The sequence below is a fragment of the Rhizobium sp. PP-CC-3G-465 genome (genome assembly GCF_004343445.1).
Taxonomy (GTDB): Bacteria; Pseudomonadota; Alphaproteobacteria; order Rhizobiales; family Rhizobiaceae; genus Ferranicluibacter; species Ferranicluibacter rubi.
Genome location: NZ_SLYH01000001.1, coordinates 2,156,534 through 2,183,029 on the forward strand (window position 1 = coordinate 2,156,534; position 26,496 = coordinate 2,183,029).

General features: G+C 64.4%; 21 protein-coding genes, 1 tRNA gene and 1 pseudogene. 9 read left to right on the plus strand and 14 right to left on the minus strand.

The genetic code is table 11. The features are described from left to right. Nucleotides 1-122: 122 nt before the first annotated feature. Nucleotides 123-1,322: an MFS transporter gene (locus C8J33_RS10185; RefSeq protein ID WP_132664014.1), complete on the minus strand. Its 1,200-nt coding sequence runs from the start codon at nucleotides 1,320-1,322 to the stop codon at nucleotides 123-125. 321 nt (nucleotides 1,323-1,643) lie between these two features. On the opposite strand from C8J33_RS10185, the gene C8J33_RS10190 reads away from it, so the two are divergent. The 3 genes from C8J33_RS10190 to C8J33_RS10200 all read left to right on the plus strand — a co-directional run bounded on the left by C8J33_RS10190 (nucleotide 1,644) and on the right by C8J33_RS10200 (nucleotide 6,109). Continuing rightward, entirely contained in the window at nucleotides 1,644-3,344 is a 1,701-nt protein-coding gene (locus C8J33_RS10190; protein WP_132664016.1) for a long-chain-fatty-acid--CoA ligase, read from the plus strand. A gap of 185 nt (nucleotides 3,345-3,529) precedes the next feature. After that, nucleotides 3,530-5,155 (plus strand): glucose-6-phosphate isomerase, encoded by a 1,626-nt coding sequence (gene pgi, locus C8J33_RS10195; protein WP_132664525.1) that lies wholly within the window; start codon nucleotides 3,530-3,532, stop codon nucleotides 5,153-5,155. Nucleotides 5,156-5,398: 243 nt separating this feature from the next. Further along, a complete protein-coding gene (locus C8J33_RS10200) occupies nucleotides 5,399-6,109 on the plus strand; it encodes a L,D-transpeptidase family protein (protein WP_110733018.1) in 711 nt (236 codons plus the stop codon). 47 nt (nucleotides 6,110-6,156) lie between these two features. Here C8J33_RS10200 and C8J33_RS10205 read toward each other — a convergent pair whose 3' ends face one another. From C8J33_RS10205 to C8J33_RS10240, 8 genes and pseudogenes are all read right to left on the minus strand, one after another. Continuing rightward, on the minus strand, nucleotides 6,157-7,083 hold the full coding sequence (locus tag C8J33_RS10205; protein ID WP_132664018.1) for a carbohydrate kinase family protein: 927 nt from the start codon (nucleotides 7,081-7,083) through the stop codon (nucleotides 6,157-6,159). A gap of 69 nt (nucleotides 7,084-7,152) precedes the next feature. Next, nucleotides 7,153-7,848: an orotate phosphoribosyltransferase gene (locus C8J33_RS10210; protein WP_132446063.1), complete on the minus strand. Its 696-nt coding sequence runs from the start codon at nucleotides 7,846-7,848 to the stop codon at nucleotides 7,153-7,155. A gap of 60 nt (nucleotides 7,849-7,908) precedes the next feature. After that, nucleotides 7,909-8,268, minus strand: a pseudogene (locus C8J33_RS10215) (glyoxalase superfamily protein); the annotation flags it as partial. A 16-nt stretch (nucleotides 8,269-8,284) separates the two neighbouring features. Beyond that, on the minus strand, nucleotides 8,285-9,349 hold the full coding sequence (gene pyrC, locus C8J33_RS10220; RefSeq protein ID WP_132446061.1) for a dihydroorotase: 1,065 nt from the start codon (nucleotides 9,347-9,349) through the stop codon (nucleotides 8,285-8,287). A 157-nt stretch (nucleotides 9,350-9,506) separates the two neighbouring features. Further along, complete coding sequence (locus C8J33_RS10225) at nucleotides 9,507-10,142, minus strand: nucleoside triphosphate hydrolase (protein ID WP_132446059.1); 636 nt, start codon at nucleotides 10,140-10,142, stop codon at nucleotides 9,507-9,509. After that, on the minus strand, nucleotides 10,139-10,936 hold the full coding sequence (locus C8J33_RS10230; protein ID WP_110727176.1) for an ATP-binding cassette domain-containing protein: 798 nt from the start codon (nucleotides 10,934-10,936) through the stop codon (nucleotides 10,139-10,141). The genes C8J33_RS10225 and C8J33_RS10230 overlap by 4 nt, the downstream gene beginning before the upstream one ends. Next, complete coding sequence (locus C8J33_RS10235; protein ID WP_110727177.1) at nucleotides 10,936-12,018, minus strand: ABC transporter permease; 1,083 nt, start codon at nucleotides 12,016-12,018, stop codon at nucleotides 10,936-10,938. Before C8J33_RS10235 ends, C8J33_RS10230 begins: the two co-directional genes overlap by 1 nt. Before the next feature lie 154 nt (nucleotides 12,019-12,172). Then, complete coding sequence (locus C8J33_RS10240) at nucleotides 12,173-13,195, minus strand: sugar ABC transporter substrate-binding protein (RefSeq protein WP_110727179.1); 1,023 nt, start codon at nucleotides 13,193-13,195, stop codon at nucleotides 12,173-12,175. Nucleotides 13,196-13,451: 256 nt separating this feature from the next. Here C8J33_RS10240 and C8J33_RS10245 point away from each other — a divergent pair, with 256 nt between their 5' ends. Both C8J33_RS10245 and C8J33_RS10250 read left to right on the plus strand, forming a co-directional pair. Next, a complete protein-coding gene (locus C8J33_RS10245) occupies nucleotides 13,452-14,684 on the plus strand; it encodes an ROK family transcriptional regulator (RefSeq protein ID WP_132664020.1) in 1,233 nt (410 codons plus the stop codon). Continuing rightward, entirely contained in the window at nucleotides 14,684-15,118 is a 435-nt protein-coding gene (locus C8J33_RS10250; RefSeq protein ID WP_092931890.1) for an RbsD/FucU family protein, read from the plus strand. Before C8J33_RS10245 ends, C8J33_RS10250 begins: the two co-directional genes overlap by 1 nt. Before the next feature lie 73 nt (nucleotides 15,119-15,191). On the opposite strand, the gene C8J33_RS10255 is transcribed toward C8J33_RS10250, so the two are convergent. Together C8J33_RS10255 and C8J33_RS10260 are read right to left on the minus strand one after the other, a co-directional pair. Continuing rightward, the gene (locus tag C8J33_RS10255) at nucleotides 15,192-15,575 is read right to left on the minus strand and encodes a DoxX family protein (RefSeq protein ID WP_132664022.1); all 384 of its coding nucleotides are present in this window, start codon (nucleotides 15,573-15,575) and stop codon (nucleotides 15,192-15,194) included. Nucleotides 15,576-15,736: 161 nt separating this feature from the next. After that, complete coding sequence (locus C8J33_RS10260; RefSeq protein WP_110800228.1) at nucleotides 15,737-16,771, minus strand: proline racemase family protein; 1,035 nt, start codon at nucleotides 16,769-16,771, stop codon at nucleotides 15,737-15,739. 170 nt (nucleotides 16,772-16,941) lie between these two features. On the opposite strand from C8J33_RS10260, the gene C8J33_RS10265 reads away from it, so the two are divergent. The 4 genes from C8J33_RS10265 to C8J33_RS10280 all read left to right on the plus strand — a co-directional run bounded on the left by C8J33_RS10265 (nucleotide 16,942) and on the right by C8J33_RS10280 (nucleotide 22,404). Continuing rightward, on the plus strand, nucleotides 16,942-17,256 hold the full coding sequence (locus C8J33_RS10265) for a YkgJ family cysteine cluster protein (protein ID WP_132440131.1): 315 nt from the start codon (nucleotides 16,942-16,944) through the stop codon (nucleotides 17,254-17,256). A 182-nt stretch (nucleotides 17,257-17,438) separates the two neighbouring features. Further along, entirely contained in the window at nucleotides 17,439-21,134 is a 3,696-nt protein-coding gene (gene putA, locus C8J33_RS10270) for a trifunctional transcriptional regulator/proline dehydrogenase/L-glutamate gamma-semialdehyde dehydrogenase (RefSeq protein ID WP_132664024.1), read from the plus strand. Between the two features lie 103 nt (nucleotides 21,135-21,237). After that, entirely contained in the window at nucleotides 21,238-21,834 is a 597-nt protein-coding gene (locus tag C8J33_RS10275) for an IMPACT family protein (protein ID WP_132664025.1), read from the plus strand. Nucleotides 21,835-21,918: 84 nt separating this feature from the next. Beyond that, complete coding sequence (locus tag C8J33_RS10280) at nucleotides 21,919-22,404, plus strand: DUF1810 domain-containing protein (protein WP_132664027.1); 486 nt, start codon at nucleotides 21,919-21,921, stop codon at nucleotides 22,402-22,404. A gap of 93 nt (nucleotides 22,405-22,497) precedes the next feature. Here C8J33_RS10280 and C8J33_RS10285 read toward each other — a convergent pair. The 3 genes from C8J33_RS10285 to C8J33_RS10295 form a co-directional block, all read right to left on the minus strand. Further along, a tRNA-Arg gene (locus C8J33_RS10285) sits at nucleotides 22,498-22,574 on the minus strand. Nucleotides 22,575-22,735: 161 nt separating this feature from the next. Continuing rightward, the gene (locus tag C8J33_RS10290) at nucleotides 22,736-24,217 is read right to left on the minus strand and encodes a sensor histidine kinase (protein WP_132446044.1); all 1,482 of its coding nucleotides are present in this window, start codon (nucleotides 24,215-24,217) and stop codon (nucleotides 22,736-22,738) included. Between the two features lie 129 nt (nucleotides 24,218-24,346). After that, nucleotides 24,347-26,455, minus strand: a complete 2,109-nt coding sequence (locus C8J33_RS10295) for a methyl-accepting chemotaxis protein (protein ID WP_132664029.1) — start codon at nucleotides 26,453-26,455, stop codon at nucleotides 24,347-24,349. Between the last annotated feature and the right edge of the window lie 41 nt (nucleotides 26,456-26,496).

Genomic DNA, 26,496 nt, shown 5'->3' on the forward strand with positions numbered 1-26,496 from the left:
GCTTCTGCCTGCAATTGCCTTATCCACTCTCTATAACAGCCGAATGGCAAGCGCGGGATGACAATTCCACAAACAGAGCCAAAATATGGCGACACCTGGAATGGGTTTCCGTGCGAAATCGCTCAAATACGGCGCGATGACCGCTCGACGGCAACGGAAATCGCGAAGATCCCGATGCCGAACACGGCCATGACGGCGCCGACGAGGCCGGTGGAGGTCCAGCCGTAACCGGCTGCAATCGCCACGCCGCCGAGCCAGGCGCCGAGCGCGTTGGCGAGATTGAAGGCCGAATGCATCAGGGCCGCGGCGAGCGTCTGCGCGTCGCCGGCCACATCCATCAGGCGGGTCTGCATGGCCGGCACCATGAGGAAGCCAAAGCCGATGGAGAGGATGTTGAACATCGCCATGACAGGCGAATGCATCGTGGCGTAGAACAGCAGGAGTGCCGCGAGATTGAAGACGAGACCGAGGCCGATCGCCTTGAGGAGCGACCAGTCGGCGAGCCGCGCGCCGATGATGTTGCCGAGGATCATGCCGGCACCGAAGACAGACAGCATCAGCGGCACGCTGGAGAGCGACAGGCCCGCCACCTCCGTCAGGGCCGGCGTGATATAGCTGAAGGTCGCGAACATGCCGCCGCACCCGATCGCGCAGATGCCGAGGGTCAGCCAGACCTGCAGCTTCTTCAACGCGCCGAGTTCGCGCAGTGGCGACGATGCGGCATTGCCCCGGTCTTTGGGCACGAAGACCATGATGAGCCCAATGGTCAGCAGGCTGATGCCGCCGACGATGGCGAAGGCCGCGCGCCAGCCGAGTGCCTGGCCGAACCATGCGGCAAGCGGGGTGCCGAGCAGCGTGGCGATGGTGAGGCCCATCATGACGCGGCCGATGGCGCGGCCCCGCTGGTGCGGCGCGACCATGCCGGCGGCCACCAGCGCGGCAACGCCGAAATAGGCCCCATGCGGCAGACCGGCGAGAAACCGGGCCGTGACCAGCAGACCGAAGGACGGCACGAGCGCGCTGGCGATATTGCCGAGCGCGAACAGCGCCATGAGCGTCAAAAGCACGGTGTGGCGGGCATATCGTGCGGCGATCACCGCGATGAGCGGCGCACCGACAACGACGCCGAGCGCATAGGCGCTGATGACGATGCCGGCCCGCGGCACGGACACAGCGAGATCCTGAGCGACCTGGGGCAGCAGGCCCATGATCGCGAACTCGCCCGTGCCGATGCCGAACCCGCCGACGGCCAACGCGACTTCTGCCATGGACACGCCGCCGAAGCGGGCGACGGAATGAGACGGAAGCGCGGTATCGGACATGGCTTTGACCTTGCGTCGAGACCGCATGGGGCCTCAGGGAGGAGCGCGGCAACCGGCGCGGGAACACAGCCGGGCATATGCCGTCACGGGCTGGCGTAAACCTTATCCGGCGCCGCTGCAAAGGCTTGGTGCTTAGCCATGCACTTACGGAAGAGGACCTATGCTTTTGCGACATGGCTTATTGACGCTTACGTGTAGGTCATATAATTCGAAAGACACTTGAAGCCGCTGCTGAAGAGCATAGACTTCGACACCGGCCCACTCGGGAGACGTGGGGCATCTGGAGGATTGCCGGACGACACCGGCACAGGGAGGACGAACATGCCCGATACGGCCAGCCGGACACAATCGATGTTGCCTGACAGGCCCTGGCTTGCGTCCTACCCTGTCGGCATGCCGACGGAAATTGCGGCCAGCCCCTACACATCCCTTGGTCATATGTTCGAGACGTCGTGTGCCACGCACGCGGATCGTCCGGCCTATACCTGTATGGGCACCACGATCACGTTCGGCGCCCTGGCGAAAACCGTCGACGCCTTTGCCGCCTATTTGCAGTCGACAGGGCTGAAACAGGGCGATCGCGTCGCGGTGATGATGCCGAACGTGCTGCAGAATCCGGTGACGATCTTTGCGATCCTGCGGGCAGGCCTCGTGGTCGTCAACGTCAACCCGCTCTATACCCCCAGGGAACTCGAGCACCAACTGAAGGACAGCGGCGCGAAGGCCATCGTCGTGCTTGAAAACTTCGCCCACACCGTGGAGCAGGTCGCCTCCAAGACCGCGCTCCAGCACATCGTCGTCGCCTCGATGGGCGATCTGCTCGGCGCCAAGGGGCTGCTCGTCAATTTCATCGTCCGCCGGGTGAAAAAACTGGTGCCGGCCTGGTCGCTGCGCGGTCATGTCAGGTTCAACACGGCCATCGCCAAGGGCAAGCGGCTGACGCTGGCCAAACCCGACGTCAAGGCTGGCGATATCGCATTCCTGCAGTATACCGGCGGGACCACCGGCGTTTCCAAGGGTGCCGTGCTGACGCATGCCAACCTTCTGGCGAATGCGGCGCAGATGAGCCTCTGGATCGAGACGGCCTTCGTCAACAAGCCGAAGCCCGACACCCTTGTCTTCCTCTGTGCGCTGCCGCTTTATCACATCTTCGCGCTGACCGTGAATGGGCTAATGGGTCTGGTGCTCGGCGGCCACAATATCCTCATTCCCAATCCGCGCGACATCCCGTCGCTGGTCAAGGAATTCGGCAGCCACAAGGTCACGATCTTCCCCGGCCTCAACACGTTGTTCAACGCGTTGCTGAACAACGGTCCGTTCCGCGCGCTCGACTTCTCGTCGCTGGTGCTTACCTTCGGCGGCGGCATGGCCGTGCAGCGGCCGGTGGCGGAGCGATGGGAAAAGGTGACGGGCTGCTCGATCAAGGAAGGCTATGGCCTGTCGGAGACCTCGCCGGTCGCAACGGCCAACCGCCTCGACCTGCCGGACTTTACCGGGACCATCGGCCTGCCTTTGCCTTCGACCGATATCGAAATCCGCAACGAGGCCGACGAGAGCGTGCCGATCGGCGATGTCGGCGAGATCTGTATTCGCGGACCGCAGGTCATGCCCGGCTACTGGAACAAACCGGAGGAAACCGCGCAGGCGATTTCCAAGGACGGCTTCTTTCGCACCGGCGACATCGGCCGCATGAGCGCCGACGGGCTGATCAAGATCGTGGACCGCAAGAAGGACATGATCCTCGTCTCCGGCTTCAACGTCTTCCCGAACGAGATCGAGGAAGTGGTGATGTCCTATCCCGGTGTTCTGGAATGTGCTGCGATCGGTATTCCGGATGCACATTCCGGCGAAGCGGTAAAGCTGTTCGTCGTCCGTCGCGACCCCAACGTTACAGAGGCAGAGATTCGCGCGCATTGCAACGACGGCCTGACCAACTACAAACGCCCGCGCATCATCGAATTCCGCGACGACCTGCCGAAATCCAATGTCGGCAAGATCCTACGCAAGGAATTGCGCAGCTGAAGACTGCACGGGCACGATGTCCTTGAATATCCTGGCCCTCCACGAATATCCGGGCGCCCGCGAAAATCGGGCGCCGAGGCTTGATTTGCAGTGACCAAACGCACTAGCTATCGCGGCTGATAAAAACCCATTGAAAGCATGTCCGGACGGCTCGAAGCCTTCCGGAACTGCCCGAGGAGCCGATGATGAAAGCGCTGGTCGAAGAGCTGAAGAGCACCGCCACCGAAACAGACGCCACCGATATCCGTGCAGCGTTTGCTGCCGATCCGGAGCGCTTCCAGCGCTTCTCTGTCACGCTCGACGACATCCTGTTCGACTATTCGAAATGCGCCGTGAACGCGCGGGTGCTCGACGGCCTCGAGGCCATCGCCAAGGCTGCACGCGTGGCTGAAAAGCGCGACGAGATGTTTGCCGGCAAACCGATCAACTTCACCGAAGGCCGCGCCGTTCTCCATACGGCACTTCGCAACCGGTCGAACACGCCGGTTCTGGTCGATGGCCGCGACGTGATGCCGGACGTCAATGCCGTGCTCGACGCCATGGGCGTGTTTTCCGACAAGATCCGCACCGGCGCGTTGACAGGGGCAACCGGCAAGAAAATCACCGACATCGTCAATATCGGCATCGGCGGCTCGGATCTCGGTCCTGTCATGGCGACGCTGGCGCTGGCGCCGGAGCATGACGGCCCGCGCACCCATTTCGTCTCCAATATCGACGGCGCCCATATCGCCGATACGCTGAAGCTGCTCGATCCGGAAACGTCCCTATTCATCGTCGCGTCGAAGACGTTCACGACGATCGAGACGATGACGAACGCCCAGACGGCACGCGCCTTCATCGCTAAGGCGCTTGGCGAAGAGGCCGTCGGCCACCATTTCTGCGCCGTCTCCACGGCGCTCGACAAGGTCGCCGCCTTCGGCATCGCCAGCGACCGCATCTTCGGCTTCTGGGATTGGGTCGGCGGACGCTATTCCATCTGGTCGGCCATCGGCCTGCCGTTGATGATCGCCATCGGCAAGGAAAAGTTCGGTGAATTTCTGGCCGGCGCGCATGCGATCGACGAGCATTTCAAGACCGCGCCGCTGCGCCAGAACCTGCCGATGCTGCTCGGCCTCATCGGCTACTACCACCGCAACGTGCTCGGCTACCCCTCGCGCGCCATCCTGCCCTACGACCAGCGCCTGTCGCGCTTTCCGGCCTATCTGCAGCAGCTCGACATGGAATCGAACGGCAAGGGCGTGACGCTCGACGGCACGCCGGTCGAGGGCAATTCCGGGCCGGTGGTCTGGGGCGAGCCGGGTACCAACGGTCAGCACGCGTTCTACCAGCTGATCCACCAGGGCACGACGGTCATTCCGGCCGAGTTCATGATCGCGGCCAATGCGCATGAGACGACGTTGCGCCATCAGCACGACCTGCTGATCGCCAATTGCCTCGCCCAGTCGGAAGCCCTGATGAAGGGCCGCACGCTGGAAGAGGCAAAGGCCCAGCTGACGGACAAGGGCATGGACGACGCCAAGGCCGACCACATCGCGCCGCACCGCGTGTTCACCGGCAACCGCCCTTCGCTGACCATCGTCTACGACAAGCTGACCCCCTTCGCACTCGGTCGCCTGATCGCGCTCTACGAACATCGCGTCTTCGTCGAAGGTGCGCTCTTCAACATCAACTCCTTCGACCAGTGGGGCGTGGAGCTCGGCAAGGAACTGGCGACGGGCCTGCTTCCTGTGGTCGAAGGCAAGGAAAGCGCCGAAGGCCACGACAGCTCGACCGTCGGCCTGGTGAAGGCGCTGCTCGCAGCCAAGAAGTAGACCCCCGCCTTCGAATTCGGCCCATCCGACAACGATCTTCCCCTGCGGGGGAAGATCCCTTTGTTGAACGCTTACCCGTAAACCCTCTTCTTCGGCGCCATCGACGCGGGCAAAACTGTTGCCGCTCGGCGACACCGGCGGGGTTTCCGCTGCCTTACCTTTGTTTCCGGGAAACGTGATCGAATCACGCCTTGTGCCTGTACGGGCGGGGGATAGAGATCAGGTCTCACCGGGGCACTGCTTATGACACCGACCGATATCGCCGATCCATTCTCGCGCCGCACCTTCCTGCTCGGCGCGCTGTCCGCGGCCGCCACGGTGGCGGGTTGCACGACCTCGACGGGCGTGCGCAGTCCGCCGGTCCCGCCCGTGATCAGCCGCCCGATCCTGCCGCCGACGGAGGAAGAGCTCGCCGTGATGTATGGCGCGGTAGAGGATGACGGCATTCTCATTCCCGCCATCCCCTATCGCGAAATCGATCCGCGCTTCTATCGCCAGCGTGTGGCCAACACGACCGGCGAGCCCGACAATACGGTCATCGTGGATACACCCGGCCGGTTCCTCTACATCACCGAACCCGGTGGCACGGCCATGCGCTATGGCGTTGGCATCGGGCGCGAAGGCTTTGCCTGGCAGGGCGAGGGCACCATTCACTGGCGCCAGCACTGGCCGCGCTGGAAGCCGCCGAACGAAATGGTCGCGCGCCAGCCGGAACTCGCCCGCTACTCCATTGAAAACGGCGGCATGGAGCCGGGCCTCAAAAACCCGCTCGGCGCGCGTGCGCTCTATATCTTCCAGAACGGACAGGACACGCTGTACCGGCTGCATGGCAGCCCGGAATGGCGCTCTATCGGCAAGGCCGTATCCTCCGGCTGCGTGCGCCTGATGAACCAGGATATCATCGACCTTTACACCCGCGTTCCCTATCACGCGCGCATCGTCGTGCATCAATAGGACCATCGTCGGCGCGCCTCAGGATTGGCGCGCCGCATTCTTAAACGTTACAGGCCGATCTCGTAGGCCCAGGGCGGATTGGCGCCCGCGCGCGACACCGTGACGGAAGCCGCCTTTGCGCCGAGTGCGAGGGCCGCCTGGATGGCGTCGTCGCTCAGGGTCGCGATGGCCTCCTTCGTGAGCAGGTTGTTCATCTTCAGCGACGCGAGAATGCCGGCGTCGAACGTATCGCCGGCACCGACCGTATCGACCACCGTCACCTTTTCGCCGGGTACGGACACCTTGCCGCGCACCGTATAGGCATCGGCGCCGTCGGCGCCCTTGGTGATGACGACGAGCTTCGGGCCGCGGGCGAGCCAATGCCCGACCAGCGTTTCATGATTCCCCTCCTCGCCGAACCAGTCGAGATCCTCGTCCGAAAACTTGACGATATCCGACATGGCGGCCATGCGCAGCATGCGCGCTTTGTGGGCCTCGGCATCCTTGATGAAGCCGGGGCGGATGTTCGGATCGAAGGAGATCACGCGCTTCTTGTGCTCGCGCGTCATCAGCGCCTCATAGGTCGAGCCGCAGGGCTCCGGAATGAGGCTGATGGCACCGAAATGCAGGGCCTCGCAGAAATCGCCAAGCGCCGGTAGATCCGCTTCCGTGATCATACGGCCGGCGCTGTTCTCGTCGAAGAAGGCGTAGGTGGCCGAGCCGTTGACGAGCTTGACCACGGCGAGCGTCGTGTGCAGATCGGATGTCGCTGACGGGGCGAAATCCACATTGCTGCTCTTCAGCGTGTCGCGCAGGATATCGCCGAACATATCGCTCGACAGGCCGGTGAAGAAGCCGGTGGGAATGCCGAGACGCCCGAGCGCGATCGCCGTATTGAAGATCGCGCCGCCCGCATAGGGCGCAAAAGCGGGTTCGCCGAGCGTGGATTCGCGCGGCAGCATATCGATCAGGGCCTCGCCGCAGCAGATGATCATGGGTCTTCCTCTTGGGATACTAAGCGTTGCAGTCAATGGGCTTGTCGGGCGATCGGCCTTCTGACGGGCTCAGCCCGCCAAAGCGGAGATGCCGCCGTGACGGCCCGACCATTCAAGCGGTGCATCGAGGAAGGCCTCGACGCTCGCCAGAGTCTCCCCATCGAAAAGCTTGTCTTCGCGGGCGACCGCCAGCACGTTGCGCCATGTGGCGATGTTGTGGAGCGTGATGCCCTTCCTGGCCATGTTGGCGCGGCCTTCGGGAAAGATATCGTAGTAGAACAGTGCCATGCCGTGATCGACCACGCCGCCGGCGGCGCGAATGGCATCGATGAAGGTGAACATGGAGACGCCGGCCGTCGTCAGGTCCTCGATGACGAGAACGCGGGCGCCCTCGGGCATGTGGCCCTCGATCTGGTTCGTGCGACCATGGCCCTTCGGCGCCTTGCGCACGTAGATCATCGGCAGCGCCAGGCGCTCGGCCAGCATCGCGGCGAAGGGAATGCCCGCCGTCTCGCCACCGGCGATGACGTCGAATTTTTCGAAGCCCGCCTCGCGCATGACGGTGACGGCTGCGAAATCCATGACGGCGGAGCGGATGCGCGGGTAGGAAATCAGCTTGCGGCAATCGATGTAGACCGGGCTCGCCATGCCGGAGGCAAGCTTGTAGGGCTGGTCGGCCCGGAAGTGCACCGCCTTGATCTCCCACAGCATTTTCGCCAGAAGCTCGGCCATCACGGCCTTGTTGGGGAAGGATGTGGGGATCATGGTGCGGTTCCTCTTGATCGAAGGCTCAAAGCGTGGCGGCAGGCGGCGGCGGTTCCCGCGTCAGGACCTCTGCTCGCAGAAGGTGATGCGGTTGGCGAAGGGATCGGTGACCGTGACTTGCAGTCCCCAGGGGGCGGTGTCGAGGCCGGGCTTCATGTAGGCATAGTTGCGGCCAGAAAGCTCGGCCTGCAGCGCTGTCGCATCGGCAACGGGCACGAAGATGCGGGTGCCGGGCGTCGTGTCGCCGGCATGCTCGCTCAGATGGAGCATCAGCGCATCGCGCGAGACCTGCGCGTAGAGCGGCATGCCCTCGGCGAAGCGATGCTCCCAATCCAGCTTGAAGCCGAGAAAGCCCAGATAGAATTCCATCGCCTTCTCCACCGAGAAGATCCGGAAGATCGGGATGGCCGGCTTGATCCCGGCCTCAGCGCGCTCGTCAGCCATGCGTTTCCTCCACGGCCCAGTGCAGCGGGAACATCGGATCGAACACCGTCACAGGGCCGGCACCCGTCTCGATCTTTGCGGGATAATCCACCGGTTCGCTGCGGCGAGTGAGCGTGATCGTCTCGTCATTCACCGGCAGACCGTACCAGGCGGGACCGTTGCGGGAGGCGAAGTCTTCGAGCGTGTGCAGCGCGTCTTCCTGTTCGAACACGTGGGCAAGGCAGCTCATCGTGTTGACCGAGGTATAGATGCCCGCACAGCCGCAGGCGCATTCCTTGAGCGGATCGACATGCGGGGCGCTGTCGGTGCCAAGGAAGAACCGCGCATCGCCGGAGGTCGCGGCCTTGCGCAGGGCCTGCCGGTGGACCTCGCGCTTGGCAACGGGCAGGCAGTAATAATGCGGGCGGATGCCGCCGACGAGGAGCGCGTTGCGGTTGATGATCAGATGGTGGGTGGTGATCGAGCCGGCGAGGTTCTTTGCAGTGCCCTTGATGTAATCGACGCCGTCCTGCGTCGTCACGTGCTCCATCGTCACCTTCAGTTCCGGCAGGCGACGGCGCAACGGGTCGAGCACGGTTTCGATGAAGACGGCCTCGCGGTCGAAGATATCGACCTCGGGCGTCGTCACCTCGCCATGGACGCACAGCGGCAGGCCGATCTCGGCCATTTTTTCGAGCACCGGCATGACCTTTTCGAGGTCGCGGACACCGCCATGGGAGTTGGTGGTGGCACCGGCGGGATAGAGCTTGACCGCGTGAATGAGCCCGCTTGCCTTGCCGTGCGCGACGTCTGCTGCCTCCGTGTGCTCGGTCAGATAGAGCGTCATCAGGGGTTCGAAACGGTCGCCCGCAGGGAGAGCCGCGAGGATGCGGGCGCGGTAGGCCTCGGCATCTACCGTGGTCACCACCGGTGGCACGAGGTTCGGCATGATGATGGCGCGGGCGAAGTGGCGGCTGGTGTCGGGCAGCACGCCCTTGAGCATGTCGCCGTCGCGCAGGTGCAGGTGCCAATCGTCGGGCCGGCGGATGGTGAGGGTTGTCGTCTGGTGGTCGCTCATCGTCTGCCTCTCCTCCTGCGGATATCAGCGGACCCGTGAGGGATCCGAGACGATCTGCATCGCTTTCGTGGCCGCGCGCCCTGCTCCAAGGCTCGGGCTGTCCGTTCCCGTTTGCCTCATCGGGCCTCGGATGACAATGGCCTGATGGCCTCTGCAATCACGGCTGCTCAAAAACCTCGAGCGTGATATCGGCCGGCCGGGAACCGTTGCAGATGCGCTCGCCGTTCGGCAGGTCGTTGCCGTAGAGCTTCCATTGGATGGCCTCCTCGTCGAGACCGTAATGGATCCAGCGCTGGCGCAGGCGCTCTTCCAGTACGGCATAGGCCGGGCCGACGAAGATCGTGAGGTCGAAGAGCGGTGCGAGCCGGGTCCAGGGCGCCTCGTCGAGCAGCAGGTAATTGCCTTCGGCCAAAATGAAGCGGGTTTCCGGCGCAATGGGACGCGCCGATGCGATGGCGATCTCGCGGGCGCGGTCGAAGACCGGCACCAGAACCTCCTCGTCGCTGCGGCGTACCGCCGTGACGATATCGAGGAAGCCGCGCACGTCGAAGGTTTCCGGCGCGCCCTTGCGCTTCAGGAGGCCGCGCTCTTCAAGGATGCCATTGTCCATGTGGAAGCCGTCCATCGGCAGCACCACGGATGTCTCGCCGCGAGCGGCAAGCTCGGCATGCAGCGCATCGGCCAGCGTCGATTTGCCGGCGCCCGGAGGGCCGGCGATGGCGATGATGAAACGGGCGGCACCGGCCGCCCGATCGAGAACGAGATCGGCGATCTCGCCAACGGTCCGTGTCATGCCGCCAGCGCCTCGCTCGGGGGTTCCTTGGCGCCGGTCATGAAGGCCACGGCATCCGACATCGTATAGTCCTTCGGATTGATGACGCAGAGACGCTTGCCGAGGCGGTGGATGTGGATGCGGTCGGCCACTTCGAAGACATGCGGCATGTTGTGCGAGATGAGCACGATCGGCATGCCGCGCGAGCGCACGTCGAGGATCAGCTCCAGCACGCGCCGGCTTTCCTTGACGCCGAGGGCCGCCGTGGGTTCGTCGAGGATGACGACCTTCGAGCCAAAGGCTGCGGCACGGGCCACAGCCACGCCCTGACGCTGGCCGCCGGACAGCGTTTCCACCGCCTGGTTGATGTTCTGGATGGTCATCAGGCCGAGTTCGGACAGCTTGTCGCGGGCGAACTTCTCCATCGCGCTCTTGTCGAGCATGCGGAACACCGAGCCGAGCACGCCGGGTTTGCGGATCTCGCGGCCGAGGAACATGTTGTCGGCGATCGACAGCGCCGGAGACACCGCGAGGTTCTGGTAGACGGTCTCGATGCCGGCCTTTTGCGCCTCGATCGGCGATTTGAAGCTGATCAGCTGGCCGTCGAGGCGGATCTCGCCTTCGTCGGGCTTGATCGCGCCGGAGATCGCCTTGATCAGCGAGGACTTGCCGGCACCGTTGTCGCCGATGACCGCAAGGATTTCGCCTTTGTGCAGATCGAAATCCGCATGGTCGAGCGCAGTGACGCGGCCATAGCGCTTGACGAGACCGCGGCCCGTGAGAAGAGGTGCTTCATTATAGGCGGGAGCGTTCATCAGCCTGCTACCTTTCTAATCCACTGGTCGATGGCGACGGCGGCGATGATGAGAACGCCGATCATGAAATAGGTCCATTGCGGGTCGGTGCCGATGAGGCGCAGGCCAAGCTGGAAGACGCCGACGATGAGCGCTCCGAACAGCATGCCCATGATGGAGCCGCGTCCGCCGAAGAGCGAGATGCCGCCGATCACGACGGCCGTGATGGATTCGATGTTGGCGAACTGGCCGGCGGTCGGGGAGACCGACCCGATACGGCCGATGAGAGCCCAGCCGGCAAGGGCACAGATGATGCCGGAAAGCGTATAGACCGAGAGGAGCATGCGCTTGACGTTGACGCCCGCAAGTTCGGCTGCGACCGGATCGTCGCCGACGGCATAGAGGTGGCGTCCCCAGGCGGTCTTGTTCAGCACGTACCAGAGAAGGGCGACCACCAGGATCATGGCGACGACGCCATAGGTGAACACGGCGCCGCCGATGCGGAACGTGTAGCCGAACAGCTTGAGAAGCGGCGCGGTCGCCTCGATATCCTGGCTGCGGATCGTCTCGTTGGCGGAATAGAGGAAGTTGGAGGCGAGAATGATCTGCCACATGCCGAGCGTGACGATGAAGGGCGGCAGCTTCATGCGGGCAATCAGCCAGCCATTGATGGCGCCACAGAGCGCGCCGACGCCAAAGCCGGACAGGATCGCGACTTCCACAGGCAGGCCGTAGCGGAAGACGAACTGGCCCATAACGACGGAGGAGAGCACCATGATGGCGCCGACCGAGAGATCGATGCCTGCCGTCATGATGACCAGCGTCTGAGCCGCACCGACGATACCGACGATCGCCACCTGCTGCAGGATCAGCGTCATCGAGAAGGCGGAGAAGAATTTCGATCCGAGGATCGAGCCGAAGATGATCAGCGACAGCACGAGCACGATCAGCGGAACCGCAGAGGGCCGCGAGTGCAGGAAATGCTGGAAGTGCTGGACGGGTGTCTTGCGGTCGGTGTCGAAAGACGCAACCGTCTTGGAACTGCCGGACAGGACGGACTCGAAGTCCTGCGAGGGCCGCGCAGCGGCTGTTGGCTCGCTCATCAATATATCCTCCGCTTGGCGGCCTGTGCAGGTGACCTCGAACGGGAGGTCATGCCGGGCCGGGCGCTTCGTCGGGATGACGGGTCAAGAGTGGCTTATTTTGAAAAAGGGGCGGCCGAAGCCGCCCCTCGCATGTCGTATGGAAATGCGCAGATCAGCCCCAGCACTTGTCCGTGCCGGCCTTGATGTCGATCGATTCGACGCCAGCCGCAGGCTTGCCTGTGACGAGCGAGACGCCCGTGTCGAAGAAGGTCTTGCCGGGGGTCGGCTGCGGCTTTTCGCCGGTGTCGGCGAACTTCTTGATGGCCTCGACGCCGAGCGCCGCCATCTGCAGCGGATACTGCTGCGAGGTCGCGCCGATAACGCCTTCCTCGACGTTCTTGATGCCCGGGCAACCGCCGTCGACGGAGACGATCAGCACGTCCTTCTCGCGGCCGACGGCCTTGAGCGCTTCGTAGGCGCCGGCAGCGGCCGGCTCGTTGATCGTGTGGACGACGTTGATGGTCGGATCCTTCTGGAGAAGGTTTTCCATGGCGGTACGGCCGCCTTCTTCGTTGCCGTTGGTGATGTCGTGGCCGACGATGCGGGCATCGTCCTCGTCACCGATCTTGTTCGGATCCTTCGGGTCGATGCCGAAGCCCATCATGAAGCCCTGGTCGCGCATGACGTCGACGGAAGGCTGCGAGGGGGTGAGATCGAGGAAGGCGACCTTTGCGTCCTTGGCGGCATCGCCGAGGGTGGCAGCAGCCCACTGGCCGATCAGCTTGCCGGCGAGAAGGTTGTCGGTCGCAAACGTCGCATCGGCGCTGTCGGCCGGTTCCAGCGGGGTGTCGAGCGCGATGACAAGAAGACCGGCGTCGCGGGCCTGCTTGACCGTGGGCACGATGCCCTTGGTGTCGGACGCGGCAATCAGGATACCCTTGGCGCCATCGGCGATGCAGGTTTCGATGGCGGCAACCTGGCTTTCGCTATCGCCGTCGATCTTGCCGGCATAGGCCTTGAGCGTCACGCCCAGTTCCTTGGCCTTGGCTTCGGCGCCTTCCTTCATCTTGACGAAGAAGGGGTTCGTATCGGTCTTGGTGATGAGGCAGGCGGTCACGTCGGCAGCCTGTGCCGAGCCCGCGAAAACGACGCCGAGCGCCAGCGCGCCGAGACCGGCGGTTACGAGATTCTTCATGGATATCCTCCCAAGGATCAAATGGTGAGCCGGGTTCCCGGCCCGTCAGGCTTCGCGATCGTTACGTCCTCCGCAATGAAACCGCGCTTCCGTTAGCGAGCAAACACTAAACGTTTTTGCCTGTCAATAACTAAATCAAATTGATTTATTAAAAACCTGTGGCATTCTCTGCCTGTCGATTGTGCAGCCGCATGCCTAGCATGCAGAGAAAAGCGCAGGGACAGTTTCGGCGCTGCGCCGGAACGGGAGGACTGGAATGACGGACTTTACCGAACAGGAGACGCTGCCTGTCATGCCCGATGTCGTGGATCCCGCGGGCGGGGCAAACCAGACACGCGTGCGTGCCCACAACGAGCGACTGGTGATGTCGCTCGTGCGTCGCCACGACGGCCTATCGAAGGCGGATATCGCGCGCCGGTCGGGTCTTTCGGCGCAGACGGTGTCGGTGATCATGCGCGCGCTGGAGAAGGACGGGCTGCTCGTTCGCGGCGAGCCGACGCGTGGTCGCGTCGGGCAGCCATCGGTGCCGATGCATCTCAATCCGTCCGCCGTCTACTCCTTCGGCGTCAAGATCGGCCGGCGCAGCGCCGACCTCATCCTGATGGACTTCGTCGGCACGATCCGGCTCAACCTGCACCAGCCTTACCCCTACCCCATGCCCGACGACATTCTCGCCTTCATCACCGAGGGGGTGGCGAAGCTGGAGCGGATGCTGAGCGCCGACGAGCGCTCGCGCATTGCCGGCATCGGCATCGCCACGCCATTCGAGTTGTGGAACTGGGCACCCGAAGTCGGCGCACCGAGCGAGGCCATGGAGCGCTGGCGGCATTTCGACCTGCAGGCGGCGGTGTCGGAGCGCACGTCCTACCCCGTCCACCTGCAGAACGACGCGACGAGCGCCTGCGGCGCGGAGCTCGTGTTCGGCGTCGGCGCGAACTATCCGGATTTCATCTATTTCTACATCGGCTCCTTTATCGGCGGCGGCATCGTGCTGAACTCCGCGCTGTTCTCCGGCCGCACGGGAACCGCGGGAGCGCTGGGCCCCTTGCAGGTGCCGGGACCGGACGGGCGCACGCAGCCGCTTCTCAAGGTCGCCTCGATCTTCGTTCTCGAAAACATGCTGCGGGACCGCGGCATCGATGCGCGGCCGCTCTGGTACACGGCCGAGGAGTGGATCGATTTCGGGCCAGCGCTGGAGGACTGGATCGTCCAGACGGCCGAGGCGCTCGCCCGCGCCATCATCTCCGCCGCCTCGATCATCGATTTTGCCGCAGCCGTCATCGACGGCGGCTTTCCCGCCTGGGTGCGCGCGCGCATCGTCGCCGCCACACGTACGGCCGTGCAGGATCTCGACCTGCAGGGCGTCATCGTGCCCGATATCATCGAGGGCGCCGTCGGCTCCGAGGCGCGTGCCATCGGCGGGGCGAGCTTGCCGCTCTTCTCGCGTTATCTTCTCGACACCAATGTCCTCTTCAAGGAACCTGCCTGATGCTGAAAGGTCTTTCCCCTCTCCTGAGCCCCGACCTGCTCGCAACGCTCCGCGCCATGGGCCATGGCGATGAGATCGCCATCGTCGATGGCAACTATCCCGCGCTCGAACATGCCCGCCGGCTGATCCGCCTCGACGGCCATGGCGTGGTGCCGGTGGTCGATGCCATCCTCAGCGTCATGCCGATCGACGATTTCGTGGACGAGGCGATCTTCCGCGCGACGGTAAAGCAGGACCGGGATCTTCTCGATCCCGTACACGCAGAGCTGATCGCCTGCTGCGCCCGGCACGAGCCGGAGAGGACCGTGGTGCCGCTGCTCGGCCCCGACTTCTATCCGCGGGTCAAGGCCGCGCATACGGTGGTGCAGACCAGCGAGCCGCGCCTCTACGGCAACATGATCCTGCGCAAGGGCGTCATCTACCCCGCAGGGTGATGCGCCATCCGAGAAACGCAAAACCCGCCGGATGTCGATCCGGCGGGTTTTTCATGGGGCGAAAGAGAGGCGATCAGGTGCGGCGCGCGTCCACCGAAAGGGCGCCGGGGCCGAAGGCTGCGAGCACGAGGAAGCCACCAGCCATGGCGAAGTTCTTCTGGAAGTTGATCGCCTGGCCCATGTCGGCAAAGTTGAAATGCGCGATGAATGCCGTGGCGATGCAGAAGGCGGCGAGAACATAGGCCGTCGGGCGCGTGAAGAAGCCGACGAGAATGAAGATGCCGCCGACGAGTTCGACCAGCGAGACGATCACTGCAGTGACCATCGGAACCGGCAGGCCGGCGCCGGCGAAGTAGCCGGCCGTTCCCGAGAGGTTGGTGATCTTGCCGAAACCGGCGACGATGAAGATGATGGAGAGGAGAATGCGTCCGACGAGGACGATGGCGCTGGTGGACATGGGTACGGGCTCCGTTGAGGAAGAAGATATCTTAGCTTTAGCAACAATGCATGACAAACATAGCCCACACACCGACGACACATCGTTCACAAGGGGTGAACGACAACGGCCAATCGTCAACTTCGACTTCCACGTCGCAACCGTGCCGGACAGGATGCAGGCTAGCGGATCTCACCGGCCTGCGGGCCCCAGGTATCGGTGAGGGCGAAGCCGTCGGCCAGGGGATCGAACGGATCGAGGGCGACCTGGTGGAGGCCGAACGTCCAGCCCCGGCCGGAGATAGTGGGAATGATGGCCGGACGGCCGGCGACTTCGGTGACGCTTTCGAGCCCAACCTCGAACTCCGAACCGATGATCGAGCGGGACTTGAACACATCGCCGGGCTTGGCGAGACCGCGGGCGTGCAGCGTGGCGAGGTTGGCGGAGCTGCCGGTGCCGCAGGGAGAGCGATCGACCCGGCCCGGCCACATGGTCGTGCACGTGCGCACCGTGCCATCGGCTTCCGTGCTGCGGAACATGACATAGGCGACGCCGGAGATTTCCGGGATCTCGGGATGGACCGTCGGGATGGTGCGGTTGACGATATCCTTGATGATCATGCCGGCCTCCACGATCGCGCGGGCATTGGCCTTCTCGATCGTCGTGCCGATCTGGTGCACGTCCACCAGCGCATAGAAGATGCCGCCATAGCAGAGATCGACCTTGATCGTGCCCCATTGCGGCGTTTCCACCTCGACATCCAGCGCCTGAACGAAGGACGGGGTCATGGTCAGCTTGACGCGCTCGCAGCGGCCGTCGCGGCATGTCGCCGTCGCCTTGACGAGGCCGGCGGCGGTGTCGAGCATGACGACCGTTTCCGGCTCCTTCATCTCGACGATGCCGGATTCGAGCAGCGCAGTGGTGACGCAGATGGAGTTGGAACCGGACATGGCATGCGCCTGATCGGCCTGGAGAATGATGAAGCCGGCATCGGCTTCCGGACGCTTGGCCGGCAGCAGCAGATTGACCGAGCCGATGGAGGACGCGCGCGGCTCCAGGCAGAGGAACCGCCGGAGGCTGTCATCCACGGTATTAATGTGATGAAGCTGCTCGGCGATCGTGTTGCCCGGAATCTTCGGCACACCACCGATGGCGACCTTGCCGATTTCGCCCTCGCAATGAACATCCAGCAGCTGGATCGTGCGCTTCCATCTCATCGGTCGAACTCCTCTTGTGCCGTCCTGTCGCGCAGACTGGCGACAAAATGTGTACAGAGGCGTTTACGCCTGTTCTCAGCTTTTGCCTAGGGACCTCGTTCGATCGTCTGCACGTTTCCGACCCCGCAAGCGGCATGGCGCGACCTGGCTTTGCGTGGTAGGTTTCCCGCATGATGCCTGCCGTTCCCACCGATGATTTCGACTGCCAAAGCTGCGGCGCCTGCTGTTCCTACTCCGCCGACTGGCCGCGCTTCTCGATGGAGAGCGAAGAGGAATTGGCACGGATTCCCGAAGAGCTGGTGTCCGTCGATCTCGGCGGCATGCGGTGCGAGAACGATAGGTGCGCTGCATTGTCCGGTGTGTTGGGTCAGCATGTCGGCTGCGGCATCTACGATGTCAGGCCAATCGTCTGTCGCACCTGCATGCCGGGCGACGACGAGTGCCTGACGGCGCGGCAGGCTCTGTCGGCACATGTCCTGCTCTAGGCGATCCGACGGCATGCTCTCCTAATTGCCGCATAAACCACGCCAAAAAAGGCCTCCAAGCGTGGATCGTGAGGCACTCCGCCGAATTTTCCGGATGGAGATGCGGCGTACGCAGCCGTAGTCTGCAGATCGTGTTCTCTGACGACGCATCCTCCTGTTTTAGCACCTGAAAAGGCCTACCGATGAGCCAGACGCCGCTGAAGTCCCCCCTCGACACGATGCCGCTTCCGTTCGAGGCCTTTGCGCCGCCGCTCGCTGCCCCGACACCGCTTCGCGCCGCCGTCACGCGCGCTTATCGCCAGCCGGAGGCACCTTGCGTTGCCGCCCTTCTGGAACAGGCGACGCTGCCGGAGGACGTGCGCGTACAGGCCGCGAGGACAGCGCGCGGGCTTATCACCGCGCTGCGTGCGAAGCATAAGGGCTCGGGCGTCGAGGGGCTGGTGCATGAATACTCGCTGTCGAGCCAGGAAGGTGTGGCGCTGATGTGCCTTGCCGAAGCCCTGCTGCGCATTCCCGACACAGCCACGCGCGATGCTCTCATCCGCGACAAGATCGCCACCGGCGACTGGCGCTCGCATGTCGGCGGCGGACGCTCGCTCTTCGTCAACGCGGCTACATGGGGCCTCGTCGTTACCGGCAAGCTGACCTCGACCGTCAACGACCGCGGGCTTTCGGCGGCGCTCACACGCCTCATCGCGCGGGCCGGCGAGCCGGTCATCCGCCGCGGCGTCGATATGGCCATGCGGATGATGGGAGAGCAGTTCGTCACCGGCGAAACCATCGATGAAGCGCTGAAGCGCGCGCGCCCGCTGGAAGCCCGCGGCTTCCGCTATTCTTACGACATGCTCGGCGAGGCCGCGACGACAGCGGCCGATGCGAAGCGCTATTACGCCGACTACGAGAACGCCATCCATGCCATCGGCAAGGCCGCGGCCGGCCGGGGGATCTATGAGGGTCCCGGCATTTCCATCAAGCTCTCGGCGCTGCACCCCCGCTATGTCAGGGCGCAGGCGGCGCGCGTGATGCGCGAACTTCTGCCCCGGGTGAAGGCGCTGGCGTTGATCGCCAAGGGCTATGATATCGGGCTGAACATCGACGCCGAGGAAGCCGATCGGCTGGAACTGTCGCTCGATCTTCTCGAGGCCCTGCGGCTCGATCCAGATCTCTCCGGCTGGCACGGCGTCGGCTTCGTTGTCCAGGCTTATGGCAAGCGCTGCCCCATGGTGCTCGACGTCGTCATCGACCTTGCCCGCCGCTCCGGCCACCGCATGATGGTGCGCCTCGTCAAGGGCGCCTATTGGGATGCCGAGATCAAGCGGGCGCAGGTGGACGGGCTCGAGGACTTCCCGGTCTTCACGCGCAAGATCCACACCGACGTTTCCTACATCGCCTGCGCGCGCAAGCTGCTGGCGGCCAAGGATGTCATCTTCCCCCAGTTCGCCACGCACAACGCGCAGAGCCTCGCCACCATCCACGCCATGGCCGGCCCGGATTTCACCGTCGGGGACTATGAGTTCCAGTGCCTGCACGGCATGGGCGAGCCGCTGTACGACGAGGTCGTCGGTGCGGACAAGCTGAACCGGCCCTGCCGCATCTATGCACCCGTTGGCACGCACGAGACCCTGCTCGCCTATCTCGTCCGCCGCCTGCTGGAGAATGGCGCCAACTCGTCCTTCGTCAACCGGATCGCCGATCCCACTGTCTCCGTGGACGAACTGATCGCCGATCCGGTGGAGATCGTGCGCGGCATGCCCTCCCCCGGCGGCCCCCATGACAAGATCCGCCTGCCCTCAGCGCTCTATCCCGGCCGCAGCAACTCGGCTGGCCTCGACCTCTCCTCGGAAACGACGCTGACGATGCTCTCCGAGACCTTCTCCAAGAGTGCGACCGCCGACTGGACCGCTGCCCCCATGCTTGCGGGCGATACGCCTTCCGGGCCGTCGCGGCCTGTCGAGAACCCAGGCGACCGGCGCGACCGCGTCGGCACCGTGACCGAGGCGTCGGACGCCGATGCGGTGCGAGCGGTTACGCTTGCCGCCGATGCCAGCGCCCGGTGGGGTGCGACGGCGCCGGCCGAGCGGGCCGCCTGCCTGTCGCGTGCGGCAGACCTGATGCAGGCGCGCATGCCCGATCTTCTCGGCCTCATCATCCGCGAGGCCGGCAAGTCCGCGCCGAACGCGATTGCCGAGGTGCGCGAGGCGATCGACTTCCTGCGCTATTATGCGGAACAGGCCGGCCGGACGCTGGGTCCGGCGCATGGCGCCCTTGGCCCGATCGTCTGCATCAGCCCCTGGAATTTCCCACTGGCCATCTTCACCGGACAGATCGCCGCCGCGCTCGTCGCTGGCAATCCGGTGCTAGCAAAGCCCGCCGAGGAAACGCCGCTGATCGCCGCCGAAGGCGTGCGCCTGCTGCATGAGGCCGGCATCCCCAGGGATGTCCTCCAATTCCTGCCGGGCGACGGGCGCGTGGGTGCGGCTCTCGTCGGGGCGGAGGGCGTTGCCGGGGTGATGTTTACCGGATCGACCGAGGTTGCGCGGCTCATTCAGGCCCAGCTTGCCGGACGGTTCTCGCCCGAGGGCAAGCCGATCCCGCTGATTGCCGAGACGGGCGGGCAGAACGCCATGATCGTCGACAGTTCGGCACTTGCCGAACAGGTGGTGGCCGACGTCATCGCGTCTGCCTTCGACAGCGCCGGACAGCGCTGCTCGGCACTGCGCGTCCTCTGCCTGCAGACGGATGTCGCCGACCGCGTCCTGACCATGCTGAAAGGCGCCCTGCATGAGTTGGATATCGGCCGCACCGACCGGCTTTCCGTCGATGTCGGGCCGGTGATCTCCGCTGAGGCGAAAGAGACGATCGACAAGCACATCGCCGCCATGCGCGGCATCGGCGCGCGCTTCGAGCAGATCGCCATGCCGGATGCCACCGCCCACGGCACCTTCGTCGCGCCGACGATCATCGAGATCGCAAAACTGTCGGACCTCGCCCGCGAGGTGTTCGGGCCGGTGCTGCATGTCCTGCGCTACGAGCGGGACGATCTCGACGGGCTGATCGACGACATCAACGCCACAGGCTACGGCCTGACCTTCGGCCTGCACACGCGCCTCGATGAGACCATTGCGCATGTGACAAGCCGGGTGAAGGCCGGCAATCTCTACGTCAACCGCAACATCATCGGCGCGGTCGTCGGCGTGCAGCCCTTCGGCGGGCGCGGGCTTTCGGGCACGGGGCCGAAGGCCGGCGGTCCGCTCTATCTCGGCCGTCTCGTCCGCGTCGCCCCGGTTCCGCCGCAGATCAGCTCCGTGCATACGGATCCGGCGCTGCTCGATTTCGCCAAGTGGCTCGACGGCCGCGGCCTGAAAACGGAGGCATCCGCTGCCCGCGATACCGGCAGCCTGTCCCCGCTCGGCCTCGTCAGCGAGATGCCGGGGCCAGTCGGCGAGCGCAATCTCTACGCGCTGCATCCGCGCGGCCAGATCCTTCTGGTACCGCAAACGATTGACGGCCTGATCCGTCAGATCTCGGCCGTGCTCGCGACCGGCAATACGGGCGTCATCGATGCCGCTTCAGGGCTCGAAGGCGACATCGCCGCGCTGCCGGCCAGCGTCGCAGCGCGCCTGTCGTTTACCCAAGACTGGGCCTCGGCCGGCCCCTTCTCCGGAGCCCTCATCGAAGGGGACGCAGACCGGGTGAAGGCGGCCAACCAGACCATCGCCGGCCTGCCGGGTCCGCTCGTCCTCGTGCAGGCGGCAACAGCCACGGAGCTTGTGGTCAATCCGGAAGCCTACGGCCTCAACTGGCTGCTGGAGGAGGTTTCCACCAGCGTCAACACGGCCGCGGCCGGCGGCAATGCCAGCTTGATGTCGATCGGCTGACGCGCAGCGTCTTCATGAGCCGGGACGATGATGCGTCATCCCGGCTCTCCATCCTTGGCGCCATGCGGATTTCAACGCTCCGGATTTTGCCGTATGAGACGGCATGCTCACGCTTGCCCGCCCGCACAGTTTTCCTCAGGAGATCCGGAAGAGCCGGTTTCTGGCGCATTGCGCGCCAGTGACCGACGAGGCGGAGGCGCGCGCGTTTCTAGCCGCCCAGTCGGACCCGACGGCCACGCACAATTGCTGGGCCTGGCGGATCGGGCAGACCTATCGCTTCAACGATGACGGAGAGCCGGGCGGCACGGCCGGCAAGCCCATCCTGCAGGCGATCGACGGGCAAGGGCTCGATCATGTCGTCGTTCTCGTCATCCGCTGGTTCGGCGGCATCCTGCTCGGCAGTGGTGGCCTGATGCGCGCCTATGGCGGCACGGCGGCCATGGCGTTGCACGGGGCGGAGCGCATCGAGCATATCGCAATGACACGCGGCACCGTACGGGTTGCATTTGCCGACCTCGCGCTGCTCAAGGCCCGCCTCGCGAGCCTTGGCACCCTCGTCATCGAGGAGACCTTCATCGCGACCGGCGCAGATCTCACGCTCGACGTGCCGGAGGGCTTGCGCGATCCGGCAAGGCTGCTGGCGAGCGATGTGACCAGTGGACGCTCCGTGCTGCGCTTCGACGGCGATCTCCCGGTTTAGTTTCCGCACGGCCTGCGCAGCGTCAACGTGCCGAACAAACAGGGAGCGAGATGGTTTGGCATACCTGACATTCAGGAGACTGCCATGAAAGACACCTTCCATCTCATCCGTTTCATTGAAGCGCAGTCGCGCATCTATCAACAGGCTCGGAGCGAGCTGGCTGCTGGAAATAAACGGACGCACTGGATGTGGTTCGTCTTTCCGCAGATCGGCGGCCTTGGGTCCTCATCCACTGCACGGCACTTTGCGATCTCCGGGCTGGCGGAGGCACAGGCCTATCTCCAGCACCCGCTTCTCGGCAGAAGGCTTCTGGACTGCACATCGACCGTCAACGGGTTGGACGATGCGCTGACGGCCCGCGCGATCTTCTCCAGCCCTGACGACCTGAAGTTCCGCTCGTCGATGACGCTCTTTTCTTATGCAGCCATCCAGGGGGATAGTGATCCCGCACCGTTCCAGACGGCCTTGAAGCGCTATTTCGGCGGGAAGCCGGACCTGCGCACTCTCGACTTGCTTAAGCCCGCCCTTGGCCGCCCTGCAGCCTTGCACGCCGCGACGGGCGGACGATGAGAAGGGAAAGAGTGGCATGACGACAAAGTTGGATCCGCTACGGCAATCGGAGAAGACGCGTTTTTATCGTCATGTTTTAAAGGGGGAGAGAAATGGCGCACCCGGAACGATTCGAACGTCCGACCCTCAGATTCGTAGTCTGATGCTCTATCCAGCTGAGCTACGGGTGCGTGCAACAGCGTCTGCTGTGTGCGTGGCGATCCTCTAAAGCCTGGGAGAAATGAATGCAAGCCAAATTCGGGAAATTTCCTGATTTTTGCTTCAGCGATTTTTCATCCAACTGAATTCATTGTCATTTTCCATGACGACAAGATGACGGTGAATTTCGGGTTCAGGTTCGTCCCTGCGAACGGAACGCGTCGAGGGGGACTGGACGATCGGGGAGTTCGATGCGGAACAGCGTGCCGGGCGTGGCTTTTTCCACCAGCGCGATAGTGCCGCCATGGGCGAGCACCAGTTCGCGGGCAATGGCCAGACCGAGGCCGGTGCCGCCCGAGCGAGCCGAGCCGCGGAAGGCTGCAAACAGGTTCTCCCGCGCTTTGCGCGGCATGCCGGGGCCGGTGTCGTCGACGGTGATGCTGACGACGCTGCCGGTGCGCATGGCGGAGACCGTGACGTTGCGCGCGGGATTGCCGGGATCGTTTTCGTTCATCAGCGCCTGAACGGCATTGCGGCAGATATTGTGCACCACGCGGAACAGCTGCTCGCCATCCGCATCGACCTCCAGATCGTCGGGAACCGCGATGACGAAGCCGATGCCGGACTTCGGGTCGATCGCGAGCACCTCGCCGACATCCTCCACCACCGGGCGTAGCGCGATAAAGCGGCGGCGCGGCTCCGGCTCGGTCGTGCGGCCATATTCCAGCACTTCGCTGGTGTACCCGACCGCACGGTCGATGGTGCGCAGCAAGGTCGGTGCGAATCGCTTGACCACGGGGTCGTCCACATCGGCCAGGCGGTCGGACAGGAGCTGGGCGGACGACAGGATGTTGCGCATGTCGTGGTTGATCTTGGAAACGGCGAGACCGAGATCGGCGAGGTTCTTCTGCTGCTTCAGGGTTTTTTGCAGCTGGGTCTGCATCGCGGCAAGGTGCCGGCCGGCCATGGCGAGCTCATCGTGACCCGGCAAGGGCTCCATCACGCGGCGGGGGTCGGCGGGGTCGGCGGCAAAGTCGCGCATGCTTGCCGTCATGCGGCGGATCGGGGCGATCATCACGCGGTTGATGACGAGGAAGATCAAAGTTGCCGTGAACAGCGAGATGCCGATGGAGACGAGGAAGACGGAGCGCGCATAGACGAGCATGGCCTTGCGCAGGCTGCGTTCATCCATGACCAGTTCGATCAGCGTGTCGCTCTCGCCGATCGGCCCGTAGAAGCGGATGGTGCGATCGCCGCCGAAGAGCAGCGTGTCGAAGGCATCACGGATGGCACCGACGGCGCCGGTATTGGCCACGTCGAACTTGGCGTCCACTTCCGGCGGCATCTCCGTAGCGGCGATAAGGCGCGATTCCTCGGCGCGGCGAAGGGCGATCGCCTTCGTTCCCGTCGCCATCAGCGTATCCTCGCGCACCGGGCCGGAGAGCTGCATGTTCTGCAAGCCATCCACCACGACGGCGGCGGCGGCGGCCGTATTCAGCCTATCCTGCATCCAGCGCAGCCGCATGTTGGCGACGGACGGCACGAAGATCAGGATTTCGGCGATCATGACGAACAGGATCGTCAGCAGCAGGAGCTTGCCGGAAAGGCCGCGCAGGAACCCCGAGCGCAGCTGCGGCTCGTCCAGAGCCGTCTCGTTCATGGCGTCCATCGACATTCAGCGTTCCCATGGCGCCGACCTGCCGGACACAACCGGCCGTTCACCGGCGCATTGCGCCAATTATAGGTCACACCTGCCGAATGTCCAAGCCGCGGCCTGAGGCTTCCCGATGCAGGGCCGGGCGGCTCAGAACTCCTCCCAGTTGTCTTGCGAGGCGGCAGGGACTGGTGCGGCATGGGTGGCCGGGCCGGCGGAAAAGGCGCGAGCGACAGATCCCATCATCTTGCGGGCCGGCGATGCGACGGGACGGGCCGTGGCGGAAACAGGCCTGGGCGCGCCTGCACGCGGCGCGACGGCTTTCAGGGGCGCAGGGCGGGCCGGCAGGGCCGTGGTGCCTGGGCGCGTGTTCGACGTGGCGTAGGCGGCGGCAGGCTTGGACTGATCCAGCCGGAAATGGCCGATCATGTGCGCAAGGTTTTCGGCTTCCGTCGAGAGCCTGTGGGTGGCGGCGTTCGCCTCTTCCACCATGGCGGCGTTCTGCTGGGTCACCTTGTCCATCTGGTTGACGGCCGTGGAGACCTCGCCGAGGCCTGTGGCCTGCTCGCGCGCCGCCGTGGCGATCGAGTGGATGTGATCCGTGATCGAGAGGACCCGGCTTTCGATCTCGCCGAGAACCTGCCCCGTTTCCTGCACCAGCTGCACGCCGGTGGACACTTCGGCGCCGGATTTGGCGATGAGCACCTTGATGTCCTTGGCAGCGCGTGCGGCGCGCTGAGCCAGCTCGCGCACTTCCTGAGCGACGACCGCAAAGCCCTTGCCCGCCTCGCCTGCCCGCGCGGCCTCGACGCCGGCATTAAGGGCCAGCAGGTTGGTCTGGAAGGCGATTTCGTCGATGACGTTGGTGATCTTGCCGATTTCGCTTGAGGCCTGCTCGATGCGGCCCATGGCATCGACCGCGCTGCGCACGACGGTGCCGGACTGGGCAGCCGCTTCCTTGGCCTGCGTCACGATAACGGTGGCTTCCTGGGCACGCTCCGTCGATGTCTGGACGGCAACCGTGATCTGGCCGAGCGAGGCCGAGGTCTGTTCGAGAGATGCGGCCTGCTGTTCGGTGCGCTTGGCAAGGTCATCCGTGGCCGAGCGCAGTTCGCCCGAAGCGCCGGTGATCTCGAGCGTCGTCGAGCGGACTTCGCCGAGCGTCTTCTGGAGGACCGAAAGCGTCTCGTTCACATTGCGCTGGAGTTCGGCAAAGGCACCCTGGAAATCGCCGGTCATGGGCTGCGTCAGGTCGCCCTGGGCGAGGCTTGCGATGACGCGACCGGTCTCCCCGATGCCGCGATCGACGCCTGCCACGAGTTCATTCACATTTCCGGCGAAGCGATCGAGGCTCGGCTCGCCGTAGGTCCGTGTGATGCGGCGGGAGAAGTCGCCGGCGGCGGCGGCCTCCACGACATGCGCCATGCTGACCTGCAGGTCGGCGGTCTTTTCACGCAGAACGCCGTCTTCGCTGCTTGTCCGGCGGGCCGTCAGGCCATTGCTTCTGAAGACCTCGACGGCACGCGCCATCTCGCCGATCTCGTCGGACCGCTTGGCCTCGGGAAGATCGACGTCGAGATCGCCCCCAGCCAGTGCCGTCATCGACCGGGTCAGGTCGGAGATGGGCCGGCTGAGCTCACGGCGGGCAATGGAGACGGCAACCAGAAGGCCGGCGGCGAGACCGATGAGAGCGGTCGCCGCGATCATGATGGTCATCTGCCATCCGATGCCGTCGATTTCCGTCTGGATCGCCGTGAGATCGGCCTTGTCCTTGGTCACGACGGCGTCGATCTCGGCCTGGAAGGCCTTGCGGTTGGCGCGGTTCTGGTCGGTGTTGCCCTGCTCGTTGGCGGCTTTCAGGGAGACGGCGCGGGCGAGGCGCGCGGTTTCCATGCGGAAGGTGCGGAATTCGGCAGCGCGGCCGACGACGGCCTCGAACGCCGGCAGATCCGCCTGCGGCACCAGCGGGCGCCATTCGGCGGTGAGGACATCGATCTTGTCGAGCGTCTTCAGGAGCCCCTCGGCGAAGGGCTCGGCTTTTTCCAAGGTGGACGCGGCGTAAATCCCGCGGGACTCCATGACGACGGCTGTCACCAGGCGGTTGAGCTTCTCGCCATTATAGGCGCGCTCGGAAGCCCCCTTGTATGCGGCAAGCTGGCTGTCGTAGCGGGCGACGACGGCAAACGCCATCCCGGCCACGACGAGCGTGACCACGCTCATGACGATGACGATCAACGAAATCTTACCGCGTATGCGCATGGCCCGCGTCCCCTCCAACGGCTTCCTCGCAGGAGATTGTT

Coding starts and splice junctions, on each gene's coding strand:
- C8J33_RS10185 (WP_132664014.1), bottom strand. CDS start 1,322: ATGTCCGATACCGCGCTTCCGTCTCATTCCGTCGCCCGCTTCGGCGGC.
- C8J33_RS10190 (WP_132664016.1), top strand. CDS start 1,644: ATGCCCGATACGGCCAGCCGGACACAATCGATGTTGCCTGACAGGCCC.
- pgi (WP_132664525.1), top strand. CDS start 3,530: ATGAAAGCGCTGGTCGAAGAGCTGAAGAGCACCGCCACCGAAACAGAC.
- C8J33_RS10200 (WP_110733018.1), top strand. CDS start 5,399: ATGACACCGACCGATATCGCCGATCCATTCTCGCGCCGCACCTTCCTG.
- C8J33_RS10205 (WP_132664018.1), bottom strand. CDS start 7,083: ATGATCATCTGCTGCGGCGAGGCCCTGATCGATATGCTGCCGCGCGAA.
- C8J33_RS10210 (WP_132446063.1), bottom strand. CDS start 7,848: ATGATCCCCACATCCTTCCCCAACAAGGCCGTGATGGCCGAGCTTCTG.
- pyrC (WP_132446061.1), bottom strand. CDS start 9,349: ATGAGCGACCACCAGACGACAACCCTCACCATCCGCCGGCCCGACGAT.
- C8J33_RS10225 (WP_132446059.1), bottom strand. CDS start 10,142: ATGACACGGACCGTTGGCGAGATCGCCGATCTCGTTCTCGATCGGGCG.
- C8J33_RS10230 (WP_110727176.1), bottom strand. CDS start 10,936: ATGAACGCTCCCGCCTATAATGAAGCACCTCTTCTCACGGGCCGCGGT.
- C8J33_RS10235 (WP_110727177.1), bottom strand. CDS start 12,018: ATGAGCGAGCCAACAGCCGCTGCGCGGCCCTCGCAGGACTTCGAGTCC.
- C8J33_RS10240 (WP_110727179.1), bottom strand. CDS start 13,195: ATGAAGAATCTCGTAACCGCCGGTCTCGGCGCGCTGGCGCTCGGCGTC.
- C8J33_RS10245 (WP_132664020.1), top strand. CDS start 13,452: ATGACGGACTTTACCGAACAGGAGACGCTGCCTGTCATGCCCGATGTC.
- C8J33_RS10250 (WP_092931890.1), top strand. CDS start 14,684: ATGCTGAAAGGTCTTTCCCCTCTCCTGAGCCCCGACCTGCTCGCAACG.
- C8J33_RS10255 (WP_132664022.1), bottom strand. CDS start 15,575: ATGTCCACCAGCGCCATCGTCCTCGTCGGACGCATTCTCCTCTCCATC.
- C8J33_RS10260 (WP_110800228.1), bottom strand. CDS start 16,771: ATGAGATGGAAGCGCACGATCCAGCTGCTGGATGTTCATTGCGAGGGC.
- C8J33_RS10265 (WP_132440131.1), top strand. CDS start 16,942: ATGATGCCTGCCGTTCCCACCGATGATTTCGACTGCCAAAGCTGCGGC.
- putA (WP_132664024.1), top strand. CDS start 17,439: ATGAGCCAGACGCCGCTGAAGTCCCCCCTCGACACGATGCCGCTTCCG.
- C8J33_RS10275 (WP_132664025.1), top strand. CDS start 21,238: ATGCTCACGCTTGCCCGCCCGCACAGTTTTCCTCAGGAGATCCGGAAG.
- C8J33_RS10280 (WP_132664027.1), top strand. CDS start 21,919: ATGAAAGACACCTTCCATCTCATCCGTTTCATTGAAGCGCAGTCGCGC.
- C8J33_RS10290 (WP_132446044.1), bottom strand. CDS start 24,217: ATGTCGATGGACGCCATGAACGAGACGGCTCTGGACGAGCCGCAGCTG.
- C8J33_RS10295 (WP_132664029.1), bottom strand. CDS start 26,455: ATGCGCATACGCGGTAAGATTTCGTTGATCGTCATCGTCATGAGCGTG.